Annotated in this window: 19 protein-coding genes and 1 pseudogene; 8 read left to right on the top strand and 12 right to left on the bottom strand. The window is 70.5% G+C overall.

Annotation, left to right across the window (positions count from 1 at the left end; all coding sequences use genetic code 11):
- Positions 1 to 28: 28 nt before the first annotated feature.
- The 3 genes from CLV43_RS04820 to CLV43_RS04830 form a co-directional block, all read right to left on the bottom strand.
- Positions 29 to 676 carry a LuxR C-terminal-related transcriptional regulator gene (locus CLV43_RS04820; RefSeq protein ID WP_106185668.1) on the bottom strand — a complete coding sequence of 216 codons (648 nt, stop codon included), beginning with the start codon at positions 674 to 676 and terminating at the stop codon, positions 29 to 31.
- Positions 628 to 1,905: a sensor histidine kinase gene (locus CLV43_RS04825; protein ID WP_106185669.1), complete on the bottom strand. Its 1,278-nt coding sequence runs from the start codon at positions 1,903 to 1,905 to the stop codon at positions 628 to 630. The genes CLV43_RS04820 and CLV43_RS04825 overlap by 49 nt, the downstream gene beginning before the upstream one ends.
- Before the next feature lie 611 nt (positions 1,906 to 2,516).
- On the bottom strand, positions 2,517 to 3,656 hold the full coding sequence (locus tag CLV43_RS04830; protein ID WP_245886124.1) for a polysaccharide deacetylase family protein: 1,140 nt from the start codon (positions 3,654 to 3,656) through the stop codon (positions 2,517 to 2,519).
- Between the two features lie 239 nt (positions 3,657 to 3,895).
- Here CLV43_RS04830 and CLV43_RS04835 point away from each other — a divergent pair, with 239 nt between their 5' ends.
- On the top strand, positions 3,896 to 4,687 hold the full coding sequence (locus CLV43_RS04835) for a Bax inhibitor-1/YccA family protein (RefSeq protein WP_106186031.1): 792 nt from the start codon (positions 3,896 to 3,898) through the stop codon (positions 4,685 to 4,687).
- A 76-nt stretch (positions 4,688 to 4,763) separates the two neighbouring features.
- Here the strand turns inward: CLV43_RS04835 and CLV43_RS04840 are convergent, their stop codons facing one another.
- The 3 genes from CLV43_RS04840 to CLV43_RS04850 all read right to left on the bottom strand — a co-directional run bounded on the left by CLV43_RS04840 (position 4,764) and on the right by CLV43_RS04850 (position 7,918).
- A complete protein-coding gene (locus CLV43_RS04840; RefSeq protein WP_106185670.1) occupies positions 4,764 to 4,985 on the bottom strand; it encodes a hypothetical protein in 222 nt (73 codons plus the stop codon).
- Positions 4,986 to 5,106: 121 nt separating this feature from the next.
- Positions 5,107 to 6,327, bottom strand: coding sequence for an acetyl-CoA C-acetyltransferase (locus CLV43_RS04845; protein WP_106185671.1), 1,221 nt, complete (start codon positions 6,325 to 6,327; stop codon positions 5,107 to 5,109).
- Between the two features lie 694 nt (positions 6,328 to 7,021).
- On the bottom strand, positions 7,022 to 7,918 hold the full coding sequence (locus CLV43_RS04850; RefSeq protein ID WP_106185672.1) for an SGNH/GDSL hydrolase family protein: 897 nt from the start codon (positions 7,916 to 7,918) through the stop codon (positions 7,022 to 7,024).
- Between the two features lie 117 nt (positions 7,919 to 8,035).
- On the opposite strand from CLV43_RS04850, the gene CLV43_RS04855 reads away from it, so the two are divergent.
- The 3 genes from CLV43_RS04855 (at position 8,036) to CLV43_RS04865 (ending at position 11,919) form a co-directional block, all read left to right on the top strand.
- Positions 8,036 to 9,406 carry a cystathionine beta-synthase gene (locus tag CLV43_RS04855; protein ID WP_106185673.1) on the top strand — a complete coding sequence of 457 codons (1,371 nt, stop codon included), beginning with the start codon at positions 8,036 to 8,038 and terminating at the stop codon, positions 9,404 to 9,406.
- A 214-nt stretch (positions 9,407 to 9,620) separates the two neighbouring features.
- Positions 9,621 to 10,667, top strand: a complete 1,047-nt coding sequence (locus CLV43_RS04860; RefSeq protein WP_211304216.1) for an RDD family protein — start codon at positions 9,621 to 9,623, stop codon at positions 10,665 to 10,667.
- Between the two features lie 97 nt (positions 10,668 to 10,764).
- Positions 10,765 to 11,919 (top strand): cystathionine gamma-synthase, encoded by a 1,155-nt coding sequence (locus CLV43_RS04865; RefSeq protein ID WP_106185675.1) that lies wholly within the window; start codon positions 10,765 to 10,767, stop codon positions 11,917 to 11,919.
- Positions 11,920 to 11,983: 64 nt separating this feature from the next.
- Here the strand turns inward: CLV43_RS04865 and CLV43_RS04870 are convergent, their stop codons facing one another.
- From CLV43_RS04870 to hppD, 3 genes are all read right to left on the bottom strand, one after another.
- Positions 11,984 to 12,232, bottom strand: a complete 249-nt coding sequence (locus CLV43_RS04870) for a hypothetical protein (RefSeq protein WP_146174642.1) — start codon at positions 12,230 to 12,232, stop codon at positions 11,984 to 11,986.
- A gap of 115 nt (positions 12,233 to 12,347) precedes the next feature.
- Positions 12,348 to 12,866, bottom strand: coding sequence for a hypothetical protein (locus CLV43_RS04875; protein ID WP_106185677.1), 519 nt, complete (start codon positions 12,864 to 12,866; stop codon positions 12,348 to 12,350).
- Positions 12,867 to 12,921: 55 nt separating this feature from the next.
- A complete protein-coding gene (hppD, locus tag CLV43_RS04880) occupies positions 12,922 to 14,124 on the bottom strand; it encodes a 4-hydroxyphenylpyruvate dioxygenase (RefSeq protein WP_106185678.1) in 1,203 nt (400 codons plus the stop codon).
- A gap of 101 nt (positions 14,125 to 14,225) precedes the next feature.
- Here hppD and CLV43_RS04885 point away from each other — a divergent pair, with 101 nt between their 5' ends.
- Positions 14,226 to 14,720 (top strand): Lrp/AsnC family transcriptional regulator, encoded by a 495-nt coding sequence (locus tag CLV43_RS04885; RefSeq protein WP_106185679.1) that lies wholly within the window; start codon positions 14,226 to 14,228, stop codon positions 14,718 to 14,720.
- A 405-nt stretch (positions 14,721 to 15,125) separates the two neighbouring features.
- On the opposite strand, the gene greA is transcribed toward CLV43_RS04885, so the two are convergent.
- Both greA and CLV43_RS04895 read right to left on the bottom strand, forming a co-directional pair.
- A complete protein-coding gene (gene greA / locus CLV43_RS04890; protein WP_106186032.1) occupies positions 15,126 to 15,620 on the bottom strand; it encodes a transcription elongation factor GreA in 495 nt (164 codons plus the stop codon).
- Between the two features lie 188 nt (positions 15,621 to 15,808).
- Positions 15,809 to 16,240, bottom strand: coding sequence for a DUF4307 domain-containing protein (locus CLV43_RS04895; RefSeq protein WP_245886125.1), 432 nt, complete (start codon positions 16,238 to 16,240; stop codon positions 15,809 to 15,811).
- A 139-nt stretch (positions 16,241 to 16,379) separates the two neighbouring features.
- On the opposite strand from CLV43_RS04895, the gene mca reads away from it, so the two are divergent.
- From mca to CLV43_RS04910, 3 genes are read left to right on the top strand one after another with little or no spacing between them, the layout of a single operon-like run.
- Positions 16,380 to 17,261 (top strand): mycothiol conjugate amidase Mca, encoded by an 882-nt coding sequence (gene mca / locus CLV43_RS04900; RefSeq protein ID WP_106185681.1) that lies wholly within the window; start codon positions 16,380 to 16,382, stop codon positions 17,259 to 17,261.
- Positions 17,261 to 17,509 carry a hypothetical protein gene (locus CLV43_RS04905; protein WP_106186033.1) on the top strand — a complete coding sequence of 83 codons (249 nt, stop codon included), beginning with the start codon at positions 17,261 to 17,263 and terminating at the stop codon, positions 17,507 to 17,509. Before mca ends, CLV43_RS04905 begins: the two co-directional genes overlap by 1 nt.
- 11 nt (positions 17,510 to 17,520) lie before the next feature.
- A complete protein-coding gene (locus CLV43_RS04910; RefSeq protein ID WP_106185682.1) occupies positions 17,521 to 18,093 on the top strand; it encodes a hypothetical protein in 573 nt (190 codons plus the stop codon).
- A 41-nt stretch (positions 18,094 to 18,134) separates the two neighbouring features.
- Here the strand turns inward: CLV43_RS04910 and CLV43_RS04915 are convergent.
- Positions 18,135 to 19,142, bottom strand: a pseudogene (locus CLV43_RS04915) (metallophosphoesterase); the annotation flags it as partial.
- Positions 19,143 to 19,161 lie beyond the last annotated feature (19 nt).

Here is a 19,161-nt window from a genome sequence, read left to right on the forward strand (position 1 = left end):
CGACGATGCTACTGACCGGTCACGACGGTCAGCCGCTGTTCAGGTAGGCGAGCACGGCCAGCACGCGGCGGTTGTCGTCGTCGCACTGCGGCAGCCCGAGCTTGGCGAAGATGTTCGCGGTGTGCTTGCCGACGGCCTTCTCCCCGACGAACAACCGGGTCGCGATGGCCACGTTCGACCGGCCCTCGGCCATCAGCGCGAGCACCTCCCGCTCGCGCGGCGTCAACGACCCCAGCGGCTCGTCGCGCACGTGGCTGTCGAGCAGCTGCGTGATCACCTCGGGGTCCATCGCGGTGCCGCCCGCGGCGACCCGGCGGATCGCCTCGACGAACTGGGTCACGTCCGACACCCGGTCCTTGAGCAGGTACCCGACCCCGCCCGCCCGGTCGGACAGCAGCTCACGCGCGTAGAGCTGCTCCACGTACTGGGAGAGCACCAGAACCGGCAGCCCCGGCACCCGCTTGCGGGCCGCGATGGCGGCGCGCAGGCCCTCGTCGGTGAACGTCGGCGGCAGCCGGACGTCCACCACCGCGACGTCCGGCCGGTGCCGCACCATGGCGGCCAGCAGCGACGGCCCGTTGTCCACGGCCTCCACCACCTCGAAGCCGTACGCCCCCAGCAGTCGGATCAGGCCGTCCCGGAGGAGGACGAGGTCTTCACCGAGGACAACACGCACGGCAGCTCCAAGGTCACGATGGTCGGTCCGCCGACCGGACTGGCCAGGCCGAGCGCGCCGTCGAACGCGGCGAGCCTGCGCTCGGTCCCGCGCAATCCTCCACCCGGCACGACCTCCGCCCCGCCGCGGCCGTCGTCGCCGACCATCACCGACAGCCGGTCGTCGGCGTGCCGGATCCGCACCCACGCCGACGTCGCGCCGCTGTGCTTGGCCACGTTCGCCAGCGTCTCGGCCACGGCGAAGTACACGGCGGACTCGACCGGCGCCTGCGGCCTGCCCGCCAGCTCGACGTCCACCTCCACCGGCAGCGGCAGCGCCAGCCCCAGCGCGCGCACCGCGCCGTCGAGCCCGCGGTCGGCCAGCACCGGCGGGTGGATGCCGCGCACCAGGTCCCGCAGCTCCGACAGGGCCAGCGTGGACGACTCGCGGGCCTCGGTCAGCAGCGCCCGCGCGGCCTCCGGGTCGCGCGACAGCAGGTCCTCCGCCATCCCCAGGCTCATTCCCAGCGCCACCAGCCTGGCCTGCGCGCCGTCGTGCAGGTCCCGCTCGATGCGGCGCAGCTCGGCGGCCTGCGCGTCCACCGTGTCCGCCCGCGACTCGGCCAGCTCCTGCACCCGCGACGACAGCGTGGACCGCGCGGACGGCGCGAGCGCCCACCGGGTCGCCCTCGCGTGCACCCTGGTGGCCCACGGCGTGAGCCGCCACGCCACCACGAGGTACAGGCCACCGAGGATCGGCGCCAGCGCGTAGCCGAACGGCGTGTCCGGCCCGATACCGGAGAAGTCGAGGTCCTCCGCGCCGAACACCCACAGGGCGGGTGCGGCGAAACCGAGGAGACCGCCGGACCAGAACATCAGCGGCAGCGCGCCCAGGACGACGCTCAACACCGCGTTGACGGGGAGCCAGGCGAGTTCTCGCCAGGTCGCGGGATCGGTGGCGATCGCACGGACCTTGGCGATGGGGCCGCCGGTGGGGACGCGGTAGGGGCGGGGGATGGCCTCGCCGAGGGCGCGGCCCGCCCAGGTGCGGTGGACGTCCATGTACCTGCGGGTGAGGGCGTTGGTGCCGATGAGCAGGGGGACGCCGATGGTGACGAGGACGAGGGGGTAGGGGACGAGCTGGAGGGGGATGAGGGGGAGGCCGACCAAGGCCAGGGGAACCCGTGCGAAAGCCCAGAACTGGAGGCGGAGCCGGTCGCGGAAACCGCGCAGCAGGTCCATGTCCGTCATGGTGTCGAGTGTGGGGGGTGGTGGGGGGTGGGCGCGGTGGGTTTAACCCCCCTGTTTGGTGGTGGGGGTGCTGGGCGGAGTCTGGGCCTGCCCTCTCAGCGCGTGAAGCCTGGGCCTGCCCTCTCACCTGTGGGAAGCCTGGGCCTGCCCTCTCACCTGTGGGAAGCCTGGCCCTGCCCTCTCACCTGTGGGAAGCCCGGCCCTGCCCTCTCACCTGTGGGAAGCCCGGCCCTGCCCTCCCACCTGTGGGAAGCCCGGCCCTGCCCTCCCACCTGTGGGAAGCCCGGCCCTGCCCTCCCCACCGTGCGAAGCCCGGCCCCCGGCGCGCGATTGTCTCAATGCCCGATCTTGCTTGTCAAGACGATAAAGCCATCTTGACAAGCAAGATCGGGCAGGAGGGCGCTGTGGATCGGGGGCAGAGGGGAAGTCTGGCTTCGCCAGCATCAGGCTCCGCCTGACTCAAGCATCGGACTCCGTCCGACACTGCATCCTCGCTGCGCGTCGGACAAGGCCCCAGGCGCTTCGCGCCGGATGCGCGCTGGCGGGCTGCGCCCGACGGGGGTGGGGTCGGTTGGTTGGTTGGTTGGTGTCGCCTCTTCCTCTTCGCCTGTCTAGTTGCGGGCGGCGGGGAAGCTGCGCAGTTGGGCGAGGATGGAGGGGTCTTGTAGTTGCATCCACTGGATGACTTCGGTGTAGGTGGCGCAGACCGTGTCCTTCAGGACGCAGACCTCGCCCATGAACTTCTCGACGGCGTCGGCGAAGGCGCCGCCCGCCCATTCGTTGAAGTGGTTGCCGATGGTGAGCGGGGCGCGGTTGCCGTTGAAGACGGTGCGGTAGACGTCGCGGTAGGTGTCGACGACGACGGAGCTGAACTCGGCGGCGCGTTCTGGTTGTTCTTTGGCGCCGTTGAGGACCGACCAGAGGTTGAAGTCCATCATGACGGCCTGCTTGTTGAGGGCGGGGACCTTGACCTCGGGCAGGGGGAACTCGTAGACGCCGTCGATGACGGTGGGCCAGGTGACGCCGAGGCTGACGTGGCTGGTGTCGTAGACGAGGCCGTGGGACTTCATGGCGGGGAAGGCGGCTTTCCAGTCGGCTTCCAGGCAAGGGGTGCGGCCGCCGCGGATGTTGGCCGGGTCGAGTGCGAAGCCGCGGGCGCGGGACTTGTCGATGATGGCGAAGAACTGGTCGAGCTCGTTGTTCCACTGGTCGGTGTTCCAGGTGCCGACGCTGGGTTCGGTGCCCTTGCAGAAGTGGCCGTTGTAGTGGGTGCCGATCTCGTGGCCGGCCGCGATGGCGTCGTTGAGGTAGCCGATGCGCAGGTCGACGTCCTGCCTGCTGCCGCCGAAGTCGATGGCGGACTCGCCGCGGTCGTGGCCGGGACCGGTGTAGCCGGTGGCGCCCTCGCTCTCGGTGAGCATGTAGACGCCGGACAGCAGGCCGGTCACGTGGGCCTTGGCGTCGCGGGCGATGGGCAGGACGCGGTCCCAGTGCTCCTTGGAGGCGGCGCCGTCGAAGGAGAACATCACGAACTGCGGGGGCTTCTCGTTCGGGCCGAGCTTGTGCATCCACTCGGCGCGCGGCTCGGCGGGCGGGGGCACGACGGGCACGTCGCTGGTGTCGACGGGGGTGCGGGGTGGGGCCGGGAGGCCTGCGGCGACGTTCTCCGGTGCGGTCGCGCCCTGCTCGGGAGTGCGCCCGATGGTGATCAACACGGCCATCGTGACCCCGAGGGCCACTCCGGTCGTCACCCAGCGCAACCGCTTCTCATTCCTTGCCACGAAAGGTAATGACGGCCGGTACGGGCCGGAGGTTGCGTGGAGATCACGATCAGGTTCACCCGGTTGTGTCGATCGTTACGTACCGCGACCGGTGTTGCCGAGGTCCGGGTTGGACGCTCCAGGTAAAGTCACTTTTACCCGACGGGAACCGATCGACTCGTGTGGTCGTTGAACCCCGTGACGGCGTCAGCACGCCACAGGAGGACGAGGTGCGCACCACCAGCAACCCCGCTTTCCGCAACCTGCCGACCGGCGGTTACGGGAACAACTACGCAGGCTTCGGTCAGCCGCCGCAGCAAGCGGGCACCGGCTACGACCCTGCGCCCCCATCGGCGGCCAACCGCCCGATGACCATCGACGACGTGGTGACCAAGACCGGCGTCACGCTGGCCGTTCTCCTCGTCGCGGGCACCATCACGTTCGCGATGGAGCTCTACGCGCTGGCACTGCCGGCGATGATCATCGGTTTCGTGTTGGCCCTGGTCAACATCTTCAAGAAGAAGCCGAGCCCGGCGCTCGTGCTCGCCTACGCCGTCGCCGAGGGCGTCTTCCTCGGCGCGGTCAGCGGTGTCATCGGCCGCATGTTCGACAACGGCAACGCCATCGTCGTGCAGGCGATCATCGGCACCATCGGCGTGTTCATCGGCATGCTGGTCGTCTACAAGACCGGCGCCGTGAAGGTCACGCCCAAGCTGACCAAGTGGATCACCGGCGCCGTCATCGGCGTCGCGGTGCTCATGCTGGCCAACCTGGTCGCGAGCTTCATCACGCCCGGCGGTCTCGGCCTGCGCGACGGCGGCACCATCGCCATCATCTTCAGCCTGGTCTGCATCGGCATCGCCGCGTTCAGCTTCCTGCTGGACTTCGACGCCGCCGACGAGGCCATCCGGGCCGGTGTGCCCGCGGTGTTCGCGTGGCGGATCGCGTTCGGCCTGACCGTGACGCTGGTCTGGCTGTACCTGGAGATCCTGCGACTGCTGTCCTACTTCAACTCGGACTGATCGCGGGAACACCCCTCGAACGACACCGAAGGCGTCCGGCCACCAGGTCGGGCGCCTTCGGCGCGTCCGGGGTCCGTCAGCCCCGCCAGCCGCCCGGCCCGTCGTCGGGCAGCGCCGCGCCCACCTTGACCAGGCAGGGCACGCACAGGTGGCCGTGCTGCTCGCGCTCCAGCCGCTCCACCGGGACGCTGTGCTCGCACACCGCCTCGTAGAAGACGCGGTCCGCCACGGCGGTCTGCGCGGACTCGAACGCGTGGCACCTCCGGTCGTAACCGCTGTGCCACCAGGTGTACGTCATGCGGGGCCTCCCTGCTCCGAGGTGGAGACGAGTTCGCGGGGCCCGGATGACGCGCGACGAGGACGACCACCGGGATGGCCCAGTGATCGTCCTCGTCGGGGTGGTTCGTTACGCGCGGCGACTAGCTCAGGCGCTCCAGCACCATCGCCATGCCCTGGCCGCCGCCGACGCACATGGTCTCCAGACCGAACTGCTTGTCGTGGAACTGCAGCGAGTTGATCAGGGTCGTGGTGATCCGCGCGCCGGTCATGCCGAACGGGTGGCCGACGGCGATCGCGCCGCCGTTGACGTTCAGCCGGTCGATGTCGATGCCGAGGTCCTGGTAGGAGGGGATCACCTGGGCGGCGAACGCCTCGTTGATCTCCACCAGGTCGATGTCGCCGATGCTCATCCCGGCCAGCGCCAGCGCGCGCCGCGACGCCTCCACGGGGCCGAGCCCCATGATCTCCGGCGACAGGCCGGACACGCCGGTCGACACGATCCGCGCCAGCGGCGTGATGCTCAGCTCGCGGGCCTTCACGTCACTCATGACCACCAGCGCCGCGGCGCCGTCGTTGAGCGGGCAGCAGTTGCCCGCGGTGACCTTGCCGTTCGGCCGGAACACCGGCTTCAGGCCGGACACGCCCTCCAGCGTCACCCCCGGCCGCGGGCCGTCGTCGGCCGACACGACGGTGCCGTCCGGCAGCGTCACCGGCGTGATCTCGCGCGCCCAGAACCCGTTCGCGATGGCCTTCTCGGCCAGGTTCTGCGAGCGCACGCCGAACTGGTCCATCTCCTCGCGCGAGATGCCCTTGGCCCACGCCAGGTTCTCGGCGGTCTGGCCCATCGCGATGTAGACGTCCGGCACCTGCCCGGCCTCGCGCGGGTCCGTCCACGACTCGGCACCCGCCTCCGCCGTCGACGCGGTCCGCGCCTCGGCGTCGGCGAACAGCGGGTTGTGCGTGTCCGGCCAGCCGTCGGAGTTGCCGCGCGCGAAGCTCGACACCGTCTCGACGCCCGCGCTGATGAACACGTCGCCCTCGCCCGCCTTGATGGCGTGCAGCGCCATCCGGGTCGTCTGCACGCTCGACGCGCAGTACCGCGTCACCGTCGTGCCGGGGATCCGGTCGTAGCCCGCCAGCACGGACACCACCCGCCCCATGTTGAAGCCCTGCTCACCACCGGGCAGCCCGCAGCCCAGCATCAGGTCGTCGATGGTGTTCGGGTCCAGCTCCGGCACCTTCGCGAGCGCGGCCTTGACCATCTGCACGGTCAGGTCGTCGCCGCGGATGTCCTTCAGGGAGCCCTTGCCCGCGCGGCCGATGGGGGACCGGGCGGCGGAAACGATGACGGCCTCAGGCATTACGGAACTCCTTTGTTCACCGCAGCGTGTCGACCTACCCTAGTTAACGCCTGTTCAGCCAGGCCACCACTCGTGACGCACGCCGCCTGCTTTCACGATGCCGAAAGGTCGTCGGGTGGGCCATCCGTGTGATCGCCTGTTGGGGGTGGGGTGGTGTCGAGGCGTGGTGAGTGCTGTTTGTGGGGCGGCTCGGTGGGGGTTGCGTGGTTCCGATGCGCAGCGAGTCCCGTGTGTGGGTGGCTTGGTGGTCTGGGGCTGCCAGGTGGTTCCGAGGCGTAGCGAGTCCCGAGGGTGGATGGCTCGTTGGGGTTGTGCGTGGTTGTCGAGGCGTAGCGAGTCCCGTACCTGGGTGGCTCGGTGGGTTGTGTGTGGTTGTCGAGGCGTAGCGAGTTCGCCGGGGTGCGTGGCTGGGTGGGGGTTACGACCCGCGGTGGTGTGGTCGATTTGACTTGGGGCCCCTCTTTTTGGGCCTCGTCGGGCGAAAAAGGGCAGGTGGTAGAGCCTGCCCGCCGACTAATTGTAGGCCCAAAAACCCCAAGTAAAATCGACCACGGTTGCGTGCTTTCGTTGCGTACCAGCGGCTTGCGCGGGTCGGCCTTGGCGTGTTGGTTCCAGCGGCTTGGGCTTGGGGCTTGGGCGTGTTGGGTTCAGGGCTTGGTGGCTTCGGGCTTGGGTTGCTGGTGCTTGGGTGCTGTCACTTCTGTTGGCGGTGTTTGCGGTTGAGCCAGGCGACGATCCTTGTCGTGGGTCTTCTGGCTTCTGCGAGTGCTGAGCGCTGTGGCCATTCCGGTAGTGGGCCGCCGTGCCACACGCCGGCCACGCTGCACAGCGGGGCGAGCAGGATGGCGGCTGCGGCGTCGTAGCCGGCGGCGTTGGGGTGGAAGCGGTCGGCGCTGAAGAGGTCGCCCGGTCGGGCGAGGAACTCGGGGGAGAGGAGGTCGGCGAGGGGGACGGCTACGCCGCCTGCCTGTTCCACGGCGGTCTTCTGCTCCTTGGCCAGGCGGAGGCTCCAGGACCGGGCCACGGAGCGCAGGGGTTGGGCGATGGGGCGGATCGCGCCGAGGTCGGGGCAGGTGCCGACGACGACGCCGATGCCGGCGAGGCGAAGCCTGCGGACTTCGGTGGCGAGGACCGTGACGGCTGTGCCGATGGAGACGCGTGTGGTGACGTCGTTGGCGCCGATGATCACCAGGGCGACGTCCGGCGGGTCTTGCAGGACCCGGTCTACCTGGGCGGGGAGGTCGTTGGTGGTGGAGCCGCTGATGGCGTAGGTGGTGAGTCGCACGGGGCGGTCGGCCTCCTCGGCGAGGCCCCTGGCCATGAGCACGCCGGGCAGCTCGTCCTCGCGGTCGACGCCCAGGCCCGCGGCCATGGAGTCGCCGACCACGGCGAACCGCAGTGACGGTCGGATGCCGTGCAGGTGGGCGGGGGTGTAGACGCCGTCGGCCCGCGGCGGGGGCGCCTCGGGCACGCCGATCGCCAGCCTCGCCCGCCTGCCCTGCTCGCTGAGCAGCGCGTACAGGGCGCTGAACCCGCCGCCGACCGCCCCCAGCGCGACCGCGGCCACCCGTAATCGTCGTGCACCCACCACGTGACCACCCCTTTCGCCCCGGTGAATCGTCCACCAACAGCCGGACCGGGTGGGGGCACCCCGCCGTCGGAGTTACGCTGCCCGCGTCATCTCGCAAAGTGGGAAGGGACTCTCCCGGTGGAGTACGTCGAGCACGTCGTCGACCTGGTTGGCAACACGCCGCTGGTGAAGCTGAACTCGGTGACCGAGGGCGCGGCGCCGCTGGTGCTCGCCAAGGTCGAGTACCTGAACCCCGGCGGGAGCGTGAAGGACCGCATCGCGCTGCGCATGGTGGAGGCGGCCGAGGCCTCCGGTGAGCTGAAGCCGGGCGGGACGATCGTGGAGCCGACGTCGGGCAACACCGGGGTGGGGCTGGCGCTGGTCGCGCAGCGGCGGGGCTACAAGTGCGTGTTCGTCTGCCCGGACAAGGTCAGCGAGGACAAGCGCAACGTGCTGAAGGCGTACGGCGCCGAGGTCGTGGTGTGCCCGACGGCGGTCGCCCCGGAGCACCCGGACTCCTACTACAACGTGTCGGACCGGCTGGTGCGCGAGATCCCGGACGCGTGGAAGCCGGACCAGTACTCGAACCCGCAGAACCCGCTGAGCCACTACCACTCGACCGGCCCGGAGATCTGGCGGCAGACGGAGGGGCGGATCACGCACTTCGTCGCGGGCGTCGGCACCGGCGGCACGATCTCGGGCACCGGGCGCTACCTCAAGGAGGTGTCCGGCGGCAAGGTGAAGATCATCGGCGCGGACCCCGAGGGCTCCGTGTACTCCGGTGGCACCGGACGTCCGTACCTCGTCGAGGGCGTCGGCGAGGACTTCTGGCCGGACGCCTACGACCGCGACATCTGCGACGAGATCGTCGCGGTGTCGGACGCTGACTCCTTCGCCGTCACCCGCCGCCTCGCCCGCGAGGAGGGCCTGCTCGTCGGCGGCTCGTGCGGCATGGCCGCCGCGGCCGCGATGAAGATCGCCAAGAGCTGCGGCCCGGACGACGTCGTGGTCGTGCTGCTGCCCGACGGCGGCCGCGGCTACCTGTCGAAGGTCTTCAACGACCAGTGGATGTCCTCCTACGGCTTCCTGCCGCCCGACTCCTCCGGCGCCACCGTCGGCGACGTGCTGCGGCGCAAGGACGGCCACATCCCGGACCTGGTGCACGGCCACCCCAAGGAGACCGTGGCCGAGGCCGTGGCGATCCTGCGCGAGTTCGGCGTGTCCCAGATGCCCGTCGTGAACGCCGAGCCGCCGATCATGGCGGCGGAGGTCGCGGGCGCGGTCAACGAGCGCGACCTGCTGGAGGCGCTGTTCACCGGCAAGGCGCAGCTCGCCGACACGCTGGAGAAGCACATGTCGGCCCCGCTGCCGACGATCGGCGCGGGCGAGTCGGTCGGCGTCGCGATGAAGGCGCTGTCGCACGCCGACGGCGCCCTGGTGCTCGACGACGGCAAGCCGGCGGGCGTCGTTACCCGCCAGGACATCCTGGGTTTCCTCGCGGGCAGGTGAGCGGGGCGATCGACGACACGTTCAGCGGTTGCCGGTGGCGCGACCCGCGCCATCCGCTAGCGTGGCCAGCACTTACCGGCAATCGCGACCCACGCCAAGGGGATGGGAAACTCCGATGAACGCTCCGCAGCCGCCAGGAAACCAATACGGCGGCCAACCACAGGAGGGACAGGGCAACGAGCCCCCGTCCCCCAGCGCCGAAGCGACGCAGGTGGTGCCGAGCGGCGGACAGCCCCCGGCGTTCCCGCCCGCCGAAGCCACCCAGGTCGTCCCGTCCGGCCAGGCCCAGCAGCAGCCGAGCTCGGAGGCGACCCAGGTCGTCTCCGGCCAGCAGCACCAGCAGCAGCCCTTCGGCCAGCAGCCCGGCGCCCCCTCCGGCGGGTTCCCGGCGCAGCCGCCCTCGGGCGGGTTCCCGTCCCAGCAGCCGCCCGCGCCGCAGCAGCCCTACGGCCAGCAGCCCCAGCAGGGCTACGGCCAGCCGCAACAGCCGTACGGCCAGCCCCAGCAGCCCTACGGCCAGCCCCCGCAGCAGCCCTACGGCCAGCAGCCGTACGGCCAGCCGCAGCAGCCCCAGCAGCCGTGGGGCGCGCAGGCACCGGCCTACGGCCAGCCGCAGCAGCAGGCGTGGGGCGGGGCGCAGCCCGGTTACCCGGCGCAGGCGGGCTACGGCGCGGCCCCCGCGGGCAACTACGCCGAGTGGGGCCAGCGGCTCATCGGCGGTCTGATCGACTTCGCGGCCCCCGCCGTGGTGTTCTACGTGCTGGTGTTCGCCATCGGCGGCACGTCGCGCAACCTCTCGGCCTCGCTGGCCATCAGCGGCATCGGCTACATCGCGCTGCTGGGCTACATGGGCTACAACTCCTGGTACCTGCAGGGCACCACCGGCCAGTCCTTCGGCAAGAAGGTCGCCAAGATCAGGCTGATCAAGGAGGAGACCGGGCAGCCGGTCGGCTTCGCGAACGCCTTCGTCCGGCACCTGTGCCACGTCGTGGACGCGCTGCCCTGCTACGTCGGGTTCTTCGCCCCGCTGTGGGAGGTCAAGAAGCAGACCTGGGCCGACAAGATCATGGGCACCGTCGTGGTCAACGAGAGCGGCGGCCCCGGCGCCATCGGCGGCGGGAACTTCCCCGGCACCGGCGCCCAGGCGGCCCAGCCCTACGGCCAGCAGCCGCAGCCGGGCCAGTACGGCCAGCCGCAGCAGCCCTACGGCCAGCAGCCCCAGCAGGGCTACGGCCAGCAGCAGCCGCCCGCGCAGTGGTGACCCGCTGACCCAGAGGTCGCACACCGGCCCCCGACCACCCGGTCGGGGGCCGGTCCGGCATCCGGGACGGTCCCATTCCACGCCGTAGGCTCTAGTCATGACCGACAGCTCCGCTCACCACGGCTTCGCGACCAGGGCGATCCACGCGGGCCAGGACCCCGACCCGACCACCGGCTCGGTGATCCCACCCATCCACGCGACCTCCACCTACGCCCAGGACGGCGTGGGCGGGCTCCGCGACGGCTACGAGTACTCCCGCACCGGCAACCCGACGAGGACCGCGTTGCAGGAGTGCCTGGCCTCGCTGGAGGGCGGCAGGCACGCCCGCGCGTTCGCCTCCGGCATGGGCGCGACGGACGCGGCGCTGCGGTCGATGCTGCGCCCCGGCGACCACATCCTCATCCCGAACGACGCCTACGGCGGCACGTTCCGGCTCATCGACAAGGTGCTGGGCCACTGGGGCATCGAGCACAGCCCCGTCGACCTGTCGGACGTGGACGCGGTCCGCACGGCGATGCGCCCCAACACCAAGGTCGTCTGGATCGAGACGCCCACCAACCCGCTGCTCAACATCGCGGACATCGCGGGCCTGTCCCAGATCGCGCACTCCGGCGGCGCGCTGCTCGTGGTGGACAACACGTTCGCCTCGCCGTACCTGCAGAGCCCGCTCGGCCTCGGCGCCGACGTGGTGATGCACTCCACGACCAAGTACATCGGCGGCCACTCCGACGTTGTCGGCGGCGCGCTCGTCACCTCCGACGACGAGCTGGACGCCCAGTTCGGCTTCCTGCAGAACGGCGCGGGCGCGGTCGCCAGCCCGTTCGACTCGTGGCTCACGCTGCGCGGCATCAAGACCCTTGAGCTGCGCATGGAGAAGCACTCCGACAACGCCGAGCTGGTCGTGCAGGCGCTGCTCAACCACCCCAAGGTCAAGACCGTGCTCTACCCCGGGCTGCCCGACCACCCCGGTCACGAGCTGGCGGCCAAGCAGATGCGCCGCTTCGGCGGGATGATCTCGTTCACCGTCCACGGCGGCGAGCAGGCCGCGCTGGAGGTGTGCGCGCGCACCAGGCTGTTCACGCTGGCAGAGTCGCTGGGCGGCGTGGAGTCGCTGATCGAGCACCCCGGCAAGATGACGCACGCCAGCACCGAGGGCTCGCTGCTGGAGGTGCCGTCGGACCTCATCCGCCTCTCGGTCGGCATCGAGTCCGGTGACGACCTGGTCGCCGACCTGCTCGCGGCGCTGGGCTGAGCCTCCCCGACCACGACGAAGGGGCCCGCCCGAGGTTCGGCGGGGCCCCTTCGACGTCGTGGCCCTAGGGCTTGAGCAGGTTGTCGCCCTGCTGCGGGTACTGGGTGTTCTCGACCTTGGGCACCGCGGGCAGCTCCTGCCCGCTGACGCACCCGCCGACGAACTGGAGCACACCGCCGTGCTGCTCGAAGTGCCCAGCCTCGTGACAGCCCGTCTGGGCGACGGTGAAGAAGGCCGCGCCGGTCAGGGCCACGGCCGTGGCCACCGCTCCGACGAGCGGAATCACGGCGGCTGCGCGTCCCACGTGTGCCATGCCGCCTCCCTGGTGTGAATGCCCTGTGAGGTCCCCCACGACAGAGCGTACCCGTCTCCGGGCAGTGCCCTCCAAGCTCGTCGCCCGGAGTTGGCTGCTATCCGCCGTCGGTTCATCACGGATGGTAGTGGTTCGCCATCTTCGTGATCTCACCCGCCGCGTTGAACGAGATCGCGGGCGCGTACTCGGTCCACGTGGGGGTCAGGGCGGCGTACTCGGCGACCGAGCACAGCACCGTGCCGAGACCGTTGTCGTCCAGCACCAGCTCCGCGGAGCCCTTGCCGGGCGTGCAGCCCTCGGGCGACAGCAGCACCGCGTCGGGTGCGAGCCGCGAGATGTGCTCGACCTGGTCGACGGCCTCGACCGTGCGGTTGTTCGTCCTGGCCGTCACGAACCGGGCGGTCAGCCACCTGACCTCGCCGTCGGCGGTCATGGCGGTCACGATCGACACCGGCACGTCCGCCAGCGGCTTCGGCTGGTTCGACGGCACCGCGGTCCCGGTGGGCGCGTCCAGCACGCCCCGCGCGCTCGGCTCGACCGACGGCGCGCTGTGCTTCCCGATGCCCGCGCACGCGCTGAGCAGCAGGAGCGCCGCGCCGACGCCCACCAGCCCCGTCCCCCTGGCGATCCCCACGACGTGCCCCCTGGTTGCGGTGTCGTTGTCCCGCAACCAGGACGCCCGCCGGAGGTCAGAGGTTGCCCCGGCGCTCCTGCTCGCGCTCGATGGCCTCGAACAGCGCCTTGAAGTTGCCCTTGCCGAAGCCGAGCGAGCCGTGCCGCTCGATCAGCTCGTAGAACACCGTGGGCCGGTCGCCGATGGGGGCGGTGAAGATCTGCAGCAGGTAGCCGTCCTCGTCGCGGTCGACCAGGATGCGGTGCTCCTTGAGCACCTCGATCGGCACCCGCACCTCGCCGATGCGGGCCCGCAGCTCCGGGTCGTCGTAGTAGGAGTCCGGGGTCTCCAGGAACTCCACGCCCGCCGCGCGCATCGCGGTCACGGTGCCGATGATGTCGTTGGTCGCCAGCGCGATGTGCTGCACGCCCGCGCCCTCGTAGAACTCCAGGTACTCGTCGATCTGCGACTTGCGCTGCGCGATCGCGGGCTCGTTGAGCGGGAACTTGACCCGGTGGTTGCCGTTGGAGACGACCTTGCTCATCAGGGCCGAGTAGTCCGTGGCGATGTCGTCGCCGATGAACTCCGCCATGTTCACGAAGCCCATGACGCGGTTGTACCACTCGACCCAGTAGTCCATCTTGCCGAGCTCGACGTTGCCGACGCAGTGGTCGATCGCCTGGAACAGCCGCTTCGGCGCGCCCGCGGGGCGGACGACGGTGCTCTCCTTGACGACGTAGCCGGGCAGGTAGGGGCCGGTGTAGCGGGACCGGTCGACCAGCGTGTGGCGGGTCTCGCCGTAGGTCGCGATGGCCGCGGTGCGCACGGTGCCGTTGTCGTCGCTCACGTCGTGCGGCTCGACCAGCACGGTCGCGCCCTGGGACCGGGCGTGCTCGACGCAGCGGTCGACGTCGTCGACCTCCAGCGCCAGGTCGACCACGCCGTCGCCGTGCCTGCGGTGGTGCTCCAGCAGGTCGCTGCCCGGCAGCACCCCGCCCTTGATCACGAACCGGGCCGAGCCGGACTTCAGCACGAACGCCTTGTGGTCGCGCTGGCCCGTCTCCGGACCGGCGTACGCGACGAGCTGCATGCCGAAGGCGACCTGGTAGAACCACGCGGTCTGGGTGGCGTTGCCCGCGACGAACACCACGGCGTCCATCGCCCGCACCGGGAACGGGTCCTTGGTGGCGTCGTAGTCCACCAGGCCGACGAGCTGCCTGAGCTGGTCGTAGCTCACGTCGTCGAGCTGCTGGTCGGTGCGACCCAGAGTCCCGGTCATGGCGTTCCCTCCGTTGTCCAGTTCGGTACCCAGAGGATGTGCCGCACCAGGCATCCTGAGCAACACTCAGTGAAATTCCTGGTCATTTTGTACAGTGCACCATGACTTCGGGCGAGCAACTAGAACACTCTGACCAGACACTGGACGTACTCGACGCACGACTCCTCCTGCTCCTCACCGACGAACCCCGCCTCGGGGTGCTGGAGTGCTCACGGCGGTTGGGAGTCGCGCGGGGCACCGTGCAGGCACGGCTGGACCGGCTGGTGGGCAAGGGCGTGCTCACCGGGTTCCCGCCCGCGCTGGACCTCGCGGCGATGGGGTACGGGCTCACGGCGTTCGCGGTGCTGGAGATCGCGCAGGGGCGCAGGCAGGAGGTGTCCGACGGGCTGGCGGCGATCAACGAGGTGTGCGAGGTGCACGCGACGACGGGGCAGGGGGACCTGTTCGTGAGGATGGTGGCCCGGTCGAACGCGGACCTGCAGAGGGTGATCGACGAGATGGTGGACGTGCCGGGGGTGGAGAGGCTGTCGACGTCGATCGCTTTGTCCACGCCGGTGCCGCCGAGGGTGCGGCCGTTGTTGGAGCGGATCGGGTGATTGTTGGGTGGTCGGGTGGGGTCGGTCGGGGGTGGCTGGGTGGTCGTGCGTGGTTGTCGAGGCGTAGCGAGTTCGTCGGGTGCGTGGCTGGGTGGGGGTTACGACCCGCGGTGGTGTGGTCGATTTGACTTGGGGCCCCTTTTTTGGGCTTTGTCGGCGTAAAAGGGCAGGTGGTAGAGCGTGCCCGCCGACTGATTGTAAGCCCAAAAACCCCAAGTCAAATCGACCACGGTTGCGTGCTTTCGTCGCGTACCAGCGGCTTTCTCGGGTCGGACTTTTTGTTTTTTGGGCTTCTGGTGGGGTTCGTTGCTTTGTTCTTGTTGTTGGGGGTTTTGTTGGGCTTCTGGACACGCAGAAGAGGCGATCACCGGGTGGTGATCGCCTCTGTGCGTGGTGCTGTGCTGGTCAGGCGGAGTAGGGGACTGCCTTGATCAGGGTGACCTTCTGGCTCTTGCCGTTGGGCAGTTCGTACTCGACGGTCTCGCCGTCCTTGGCGCCGAGCAGGGCCTTGCCGAGCGGGGAGGCGGGGGAGTAGACCTCCATCGCGCCGTGGGCGCCCTCCTCGCGGGTGGCGAGCAGGAACTCCTCGGTCTCGTCGTCGCCGTCGTAGCGGATGGTCAGCACGGTGCCGGGGGCGGCGACGCCCTTCGTGGTCGGGGCCTCGCCGACCTTGGCCGCCTGGAGGAGCTCCTGCAGCTGCCGGATCCGGGCTTCCTGCTTGCCCTGCTCCTCGCGGGCCGCGTGGTAACCGCCGTTCTCACGGAGGTCGCCCTCCTCGCGGCGCGCGTTGATCTCAGTGGCAATGACCGGGCGATTCTGGATCAGCTCGTCCAGCTCAGCCTTGAGCCGGTCGTAGGCCTCCTGGGTAAGCCAGGTCACCTGGGTGTCGCTCACGGTCACCAACTCCTCGTCTTGCTCCAGGCCCACCTTGTGGACTGGCAGTTTCCGGGCAGCACCGCGCCCGGAACGGAAAAACACGGCCCACACCGGGGCCGTGCTGAGCTGCAAGAGTAACACGTTTACAACGTTCGACTACGGTGTTTTGTTCCCGACACCGCCGCTAAACCCGCAGATCACCCGCTTGGCCGCTAGTTCGTGGACAGGTAGGCGGGTACCTGGTAGGAGCAGCCGAACACCTCGCCGGTGACCGGTGGTTTCGACGTGCGCAAGGTGGTCTTCTCGATCACCGTCGTCCTACCTGGTGGGACGAGCACCTCGCGGCGCCCGGCCTCGTCGCCGTCGTCGGAACGGGCCCGGATGATGCACACGGCGGCGCGGGCCGGATCGTCCCTGACCACCTCGAACGTGACCTCGACGGTGCTGTCGCCGAGCACCTCGAAGCCGCTCTGCTTGGCCTCGATGGGCTGGTTGCCGAGGTTCCGGTAGGCGACGAGGGCGATCACGACGCCCACGAGCACGCCCACCACGGGCAGTGACCAGCGGAGCCACCTCGGCAGCGGGCCCTTCGCCCGCTTGCCGTAACGGCCCTCGGGCAGCGTGCGCTGCACCACCGCGGTCACCACCTCCCGACCCCGCCCGTTCGCCTGCTGCGGACCAGCGGGAACAATGGGCGTCGACGTCCGCGTTGAGTGTCGCAGGGTCCTGTGGGGCCCTGCCCGGTGGGGCTGGACGGAAACTACGAGGAGGACCGGGTCGGTCATGGTCGAGAAGCTGCGCCTGATGGCGGTCCACGCGCACCCCGACGACGAGTCGAGCAAGGGCGCGGCCACGATGGCCCGCTACGTCTCGGAGGGTCACGAGGTGATGGTCGTGACCTGCACCGGGGGTGAGGCGGGCAGCATCCTGAACCCGGCGATGGACCGGCCCGAGGTGCTGGAGAACATGGCGGAGATCCGTCGTGACGAGATGGCGAAGGCGGCCGAGATCCTCGGCATCCAGCACCGCTGGCTGGGGTTCGTCGACTCCGGGCTGCCCGAGGGCGACCCGCTGCCCCCGCTCCCGGAGGGCTGCTTCGCGCTGGTCCCGCTGGAGGAGTCGGCGGAGAAGCTGGTCGAGGTCATCCGCGAGTTCCGCCCGCACGTCGTCGTCACCTACGACGAGAACGGCGGCTACCCGCACCCGGACCACATCCGCACGCACGAGGTGTCCGTCGCCGCGTTCGACGCGGCGGGTGACCCGGAGCGGTTCCCCGAGGCGGGCGAGCCGTGGCAGCCGTTGAAGCTGTACTACTCGCACGGCTTCTCCCGCGCGAAGATGACGGCCTTCCACAACGCGATCATCGAGTCCGGCCAGGAGTCGCCGTACACCGAGTGGATCGCGAAGTGGGACCTCAACACCCCCGACGTGCTGGAGCGGGTGACGACCAGGGTCGAGTGCGCCGAGTTCTTCCCGCAGCGCGACGCCGCGCTGAAGGCGCACGCCACCCAGATCGACCCGGAGAGCCGCTGGTTCTTCATGCCGCTGGAGATGCAGCAGAAGCTCTGGTCGACCGAGGAGTACGAGCTCGCGCGCTCGCTGGTCGACAGCACCGTCCCCGAGGACGACCTGTTCGCCGGTCTGCGCGAGCGGGTGTCCGCGTGATGCTCGCCCGCGTCCCGCTGCAGGACACCGTCGCGCTCGTCGTGGCCCAACCGCCCACGTCGAACGACCCCGGCGGTCAGCGGGAGGACTTCGGCAAGTCCTCCCCGCTGGGCCTGCTGCTGCTGGTGCTGTTCTTCATCGCGGTCTTCTTCCTCGTCCGCTCGATGAACAAGCACCTGCGCAACCTGCCCGCGAGCTTCGACGAACCGCCACCTTCCGACAAGAAGGACGACCCCTCGCAGGGTTGACCTGCCCTGCCGTGGACATGATCGACTGGGACGTGCTCGACCCCCGCGCGGGCGCCCTGGCCCTGGACGGCCTCGGCGCCCCGTGGTGGGTCTGCGGCGGCTGGGCGCTGGAGCGGTACACGGCCGTCCGCGGCGCCCACGACCGCCTGGTCGTCGGCCTGTTCCACGACGACCTGCCCGCGCTGCGCGCCCACTTCGCGGGGGCGGACGTGCGGGCGGTCGTCGACGGCTTCGCGGTCCCGCTGCCCGCCGAGGTCCCCGCGACCGCCACCCGCCTGTGGGTCCGCGCGGGCCCGGACAGCCCGTGGCAGCTCGACGTCCGCCCGACGAGGCGGTGGCGGGGTCGGTGGGTGTTCGCCCGCGACCCCTCGGTCACCTACCCGCTGGACGAGGCGACCTGGGTCGAGGACGGCCTGCGCTACCTCAACCCGGAGCTGGTGCTGCTCTTCCGCTCGGCCCGCACCCGCACCACCGCGGACCTGGACCGCACCCTCCCGTGGCTGCGCGCCGAAGCCCGCGAGCGGCTGTTCACCGAGCTCCGCAGGCTCGACCCCGACCACCCCTGGCTGGCACTGGCCGACTAGCGCCGTCCGGGTGGAGCGCCCTAGACCAGCTTCCCCGCCCGCTCGAACCAGCGCCTCCGCGCGGGCACCCACACGACCTCGCGCTCCGGGTACCTCAGCGCCGACAGCCGTCCGCCGAACACGCACCCCGTGTCCAGGCACATGGTCCCGTTCACCCAGCGCGCCTCCGCCACCGGCGTGTGTCCGTAGAGGACGGTCGCCGCCCCGGAGTACTCCTCGGCCCACGGGTACCGCACCGGGTTCCCGGCCTCGTCGACCTCGCCCGTGTTCTCGCCCCAGATGGCCAGGCTGCGCGTCCGCGAGGACTCCCGGCCGTGGTACTTCTCCGGCAGCCCGGCGTGCGCGACCACCAGCGCGCCGCCGTCGAGCACGTAGTGCGGCACCAGCCCGGAGCAGAACTCCAGCACCCGCCCGCGGAACCCCGCCGACTCCCGCCCCAGCTGCGCCATCGACTCGGCCAGCCCGTGGGTCATCCGCACGTCGTTGCCCCGCAACGCCTTCACCAGCTTGTCCTCGTGGTTCCCCCGCACCACGAGCGCCCGCCCGGCCGCCACCATCCCCATGGCGAGCCGCAGCACGCCGGGCGTGTCCGGACCGCGGTCCACCAGGTCGCCCACGAACAGCACCGTGCGCCCGTCCGGGTGCACCGCGTCCACCGCGCGCAACCGGTCGTCGTGCACGATCCCGTACCCCAGGTCCCGCAGCAGCTCCTCCAGCTCCACCCGGCACCCGTGCACGTCCCCGATCGCGTCGAACGGCCCGGTCAGCTCCCGCAGGTCGTTCGGCAGCCGCTCGACCTCGAACCGCACGGCGTCCACCGCGGCCTGGTCGGCCAGCACGTGCACGCGCCGGAAACCCTGTTCGCGCAACGACCACTCGGTCGCGCCGACGGCGACGGCCACCGGGGTGGCGCTGCGCCGCTTGGCCAGCACGACCAGCTCCGCCCGCGCCTGGCGGGTCGCCCCGGTGGCGTCGACGACGGTGATCCCGCCCGCGCGCAACCGGCGGTCGATCTCGTCGTGCCGGTCCGCGGGCAGCGCGCCCGCCATCCGCGCACCGAGCAGCACG

Source organism: Umezawaea tangerina, assembly GCF_003002815.1.
Lineage (GTDB): Bacteria > Actinomycetota > Actinomycetes > Mycobacteriales > Pseudonocardiaceae > Umezawaea > Umezawaea tangerina.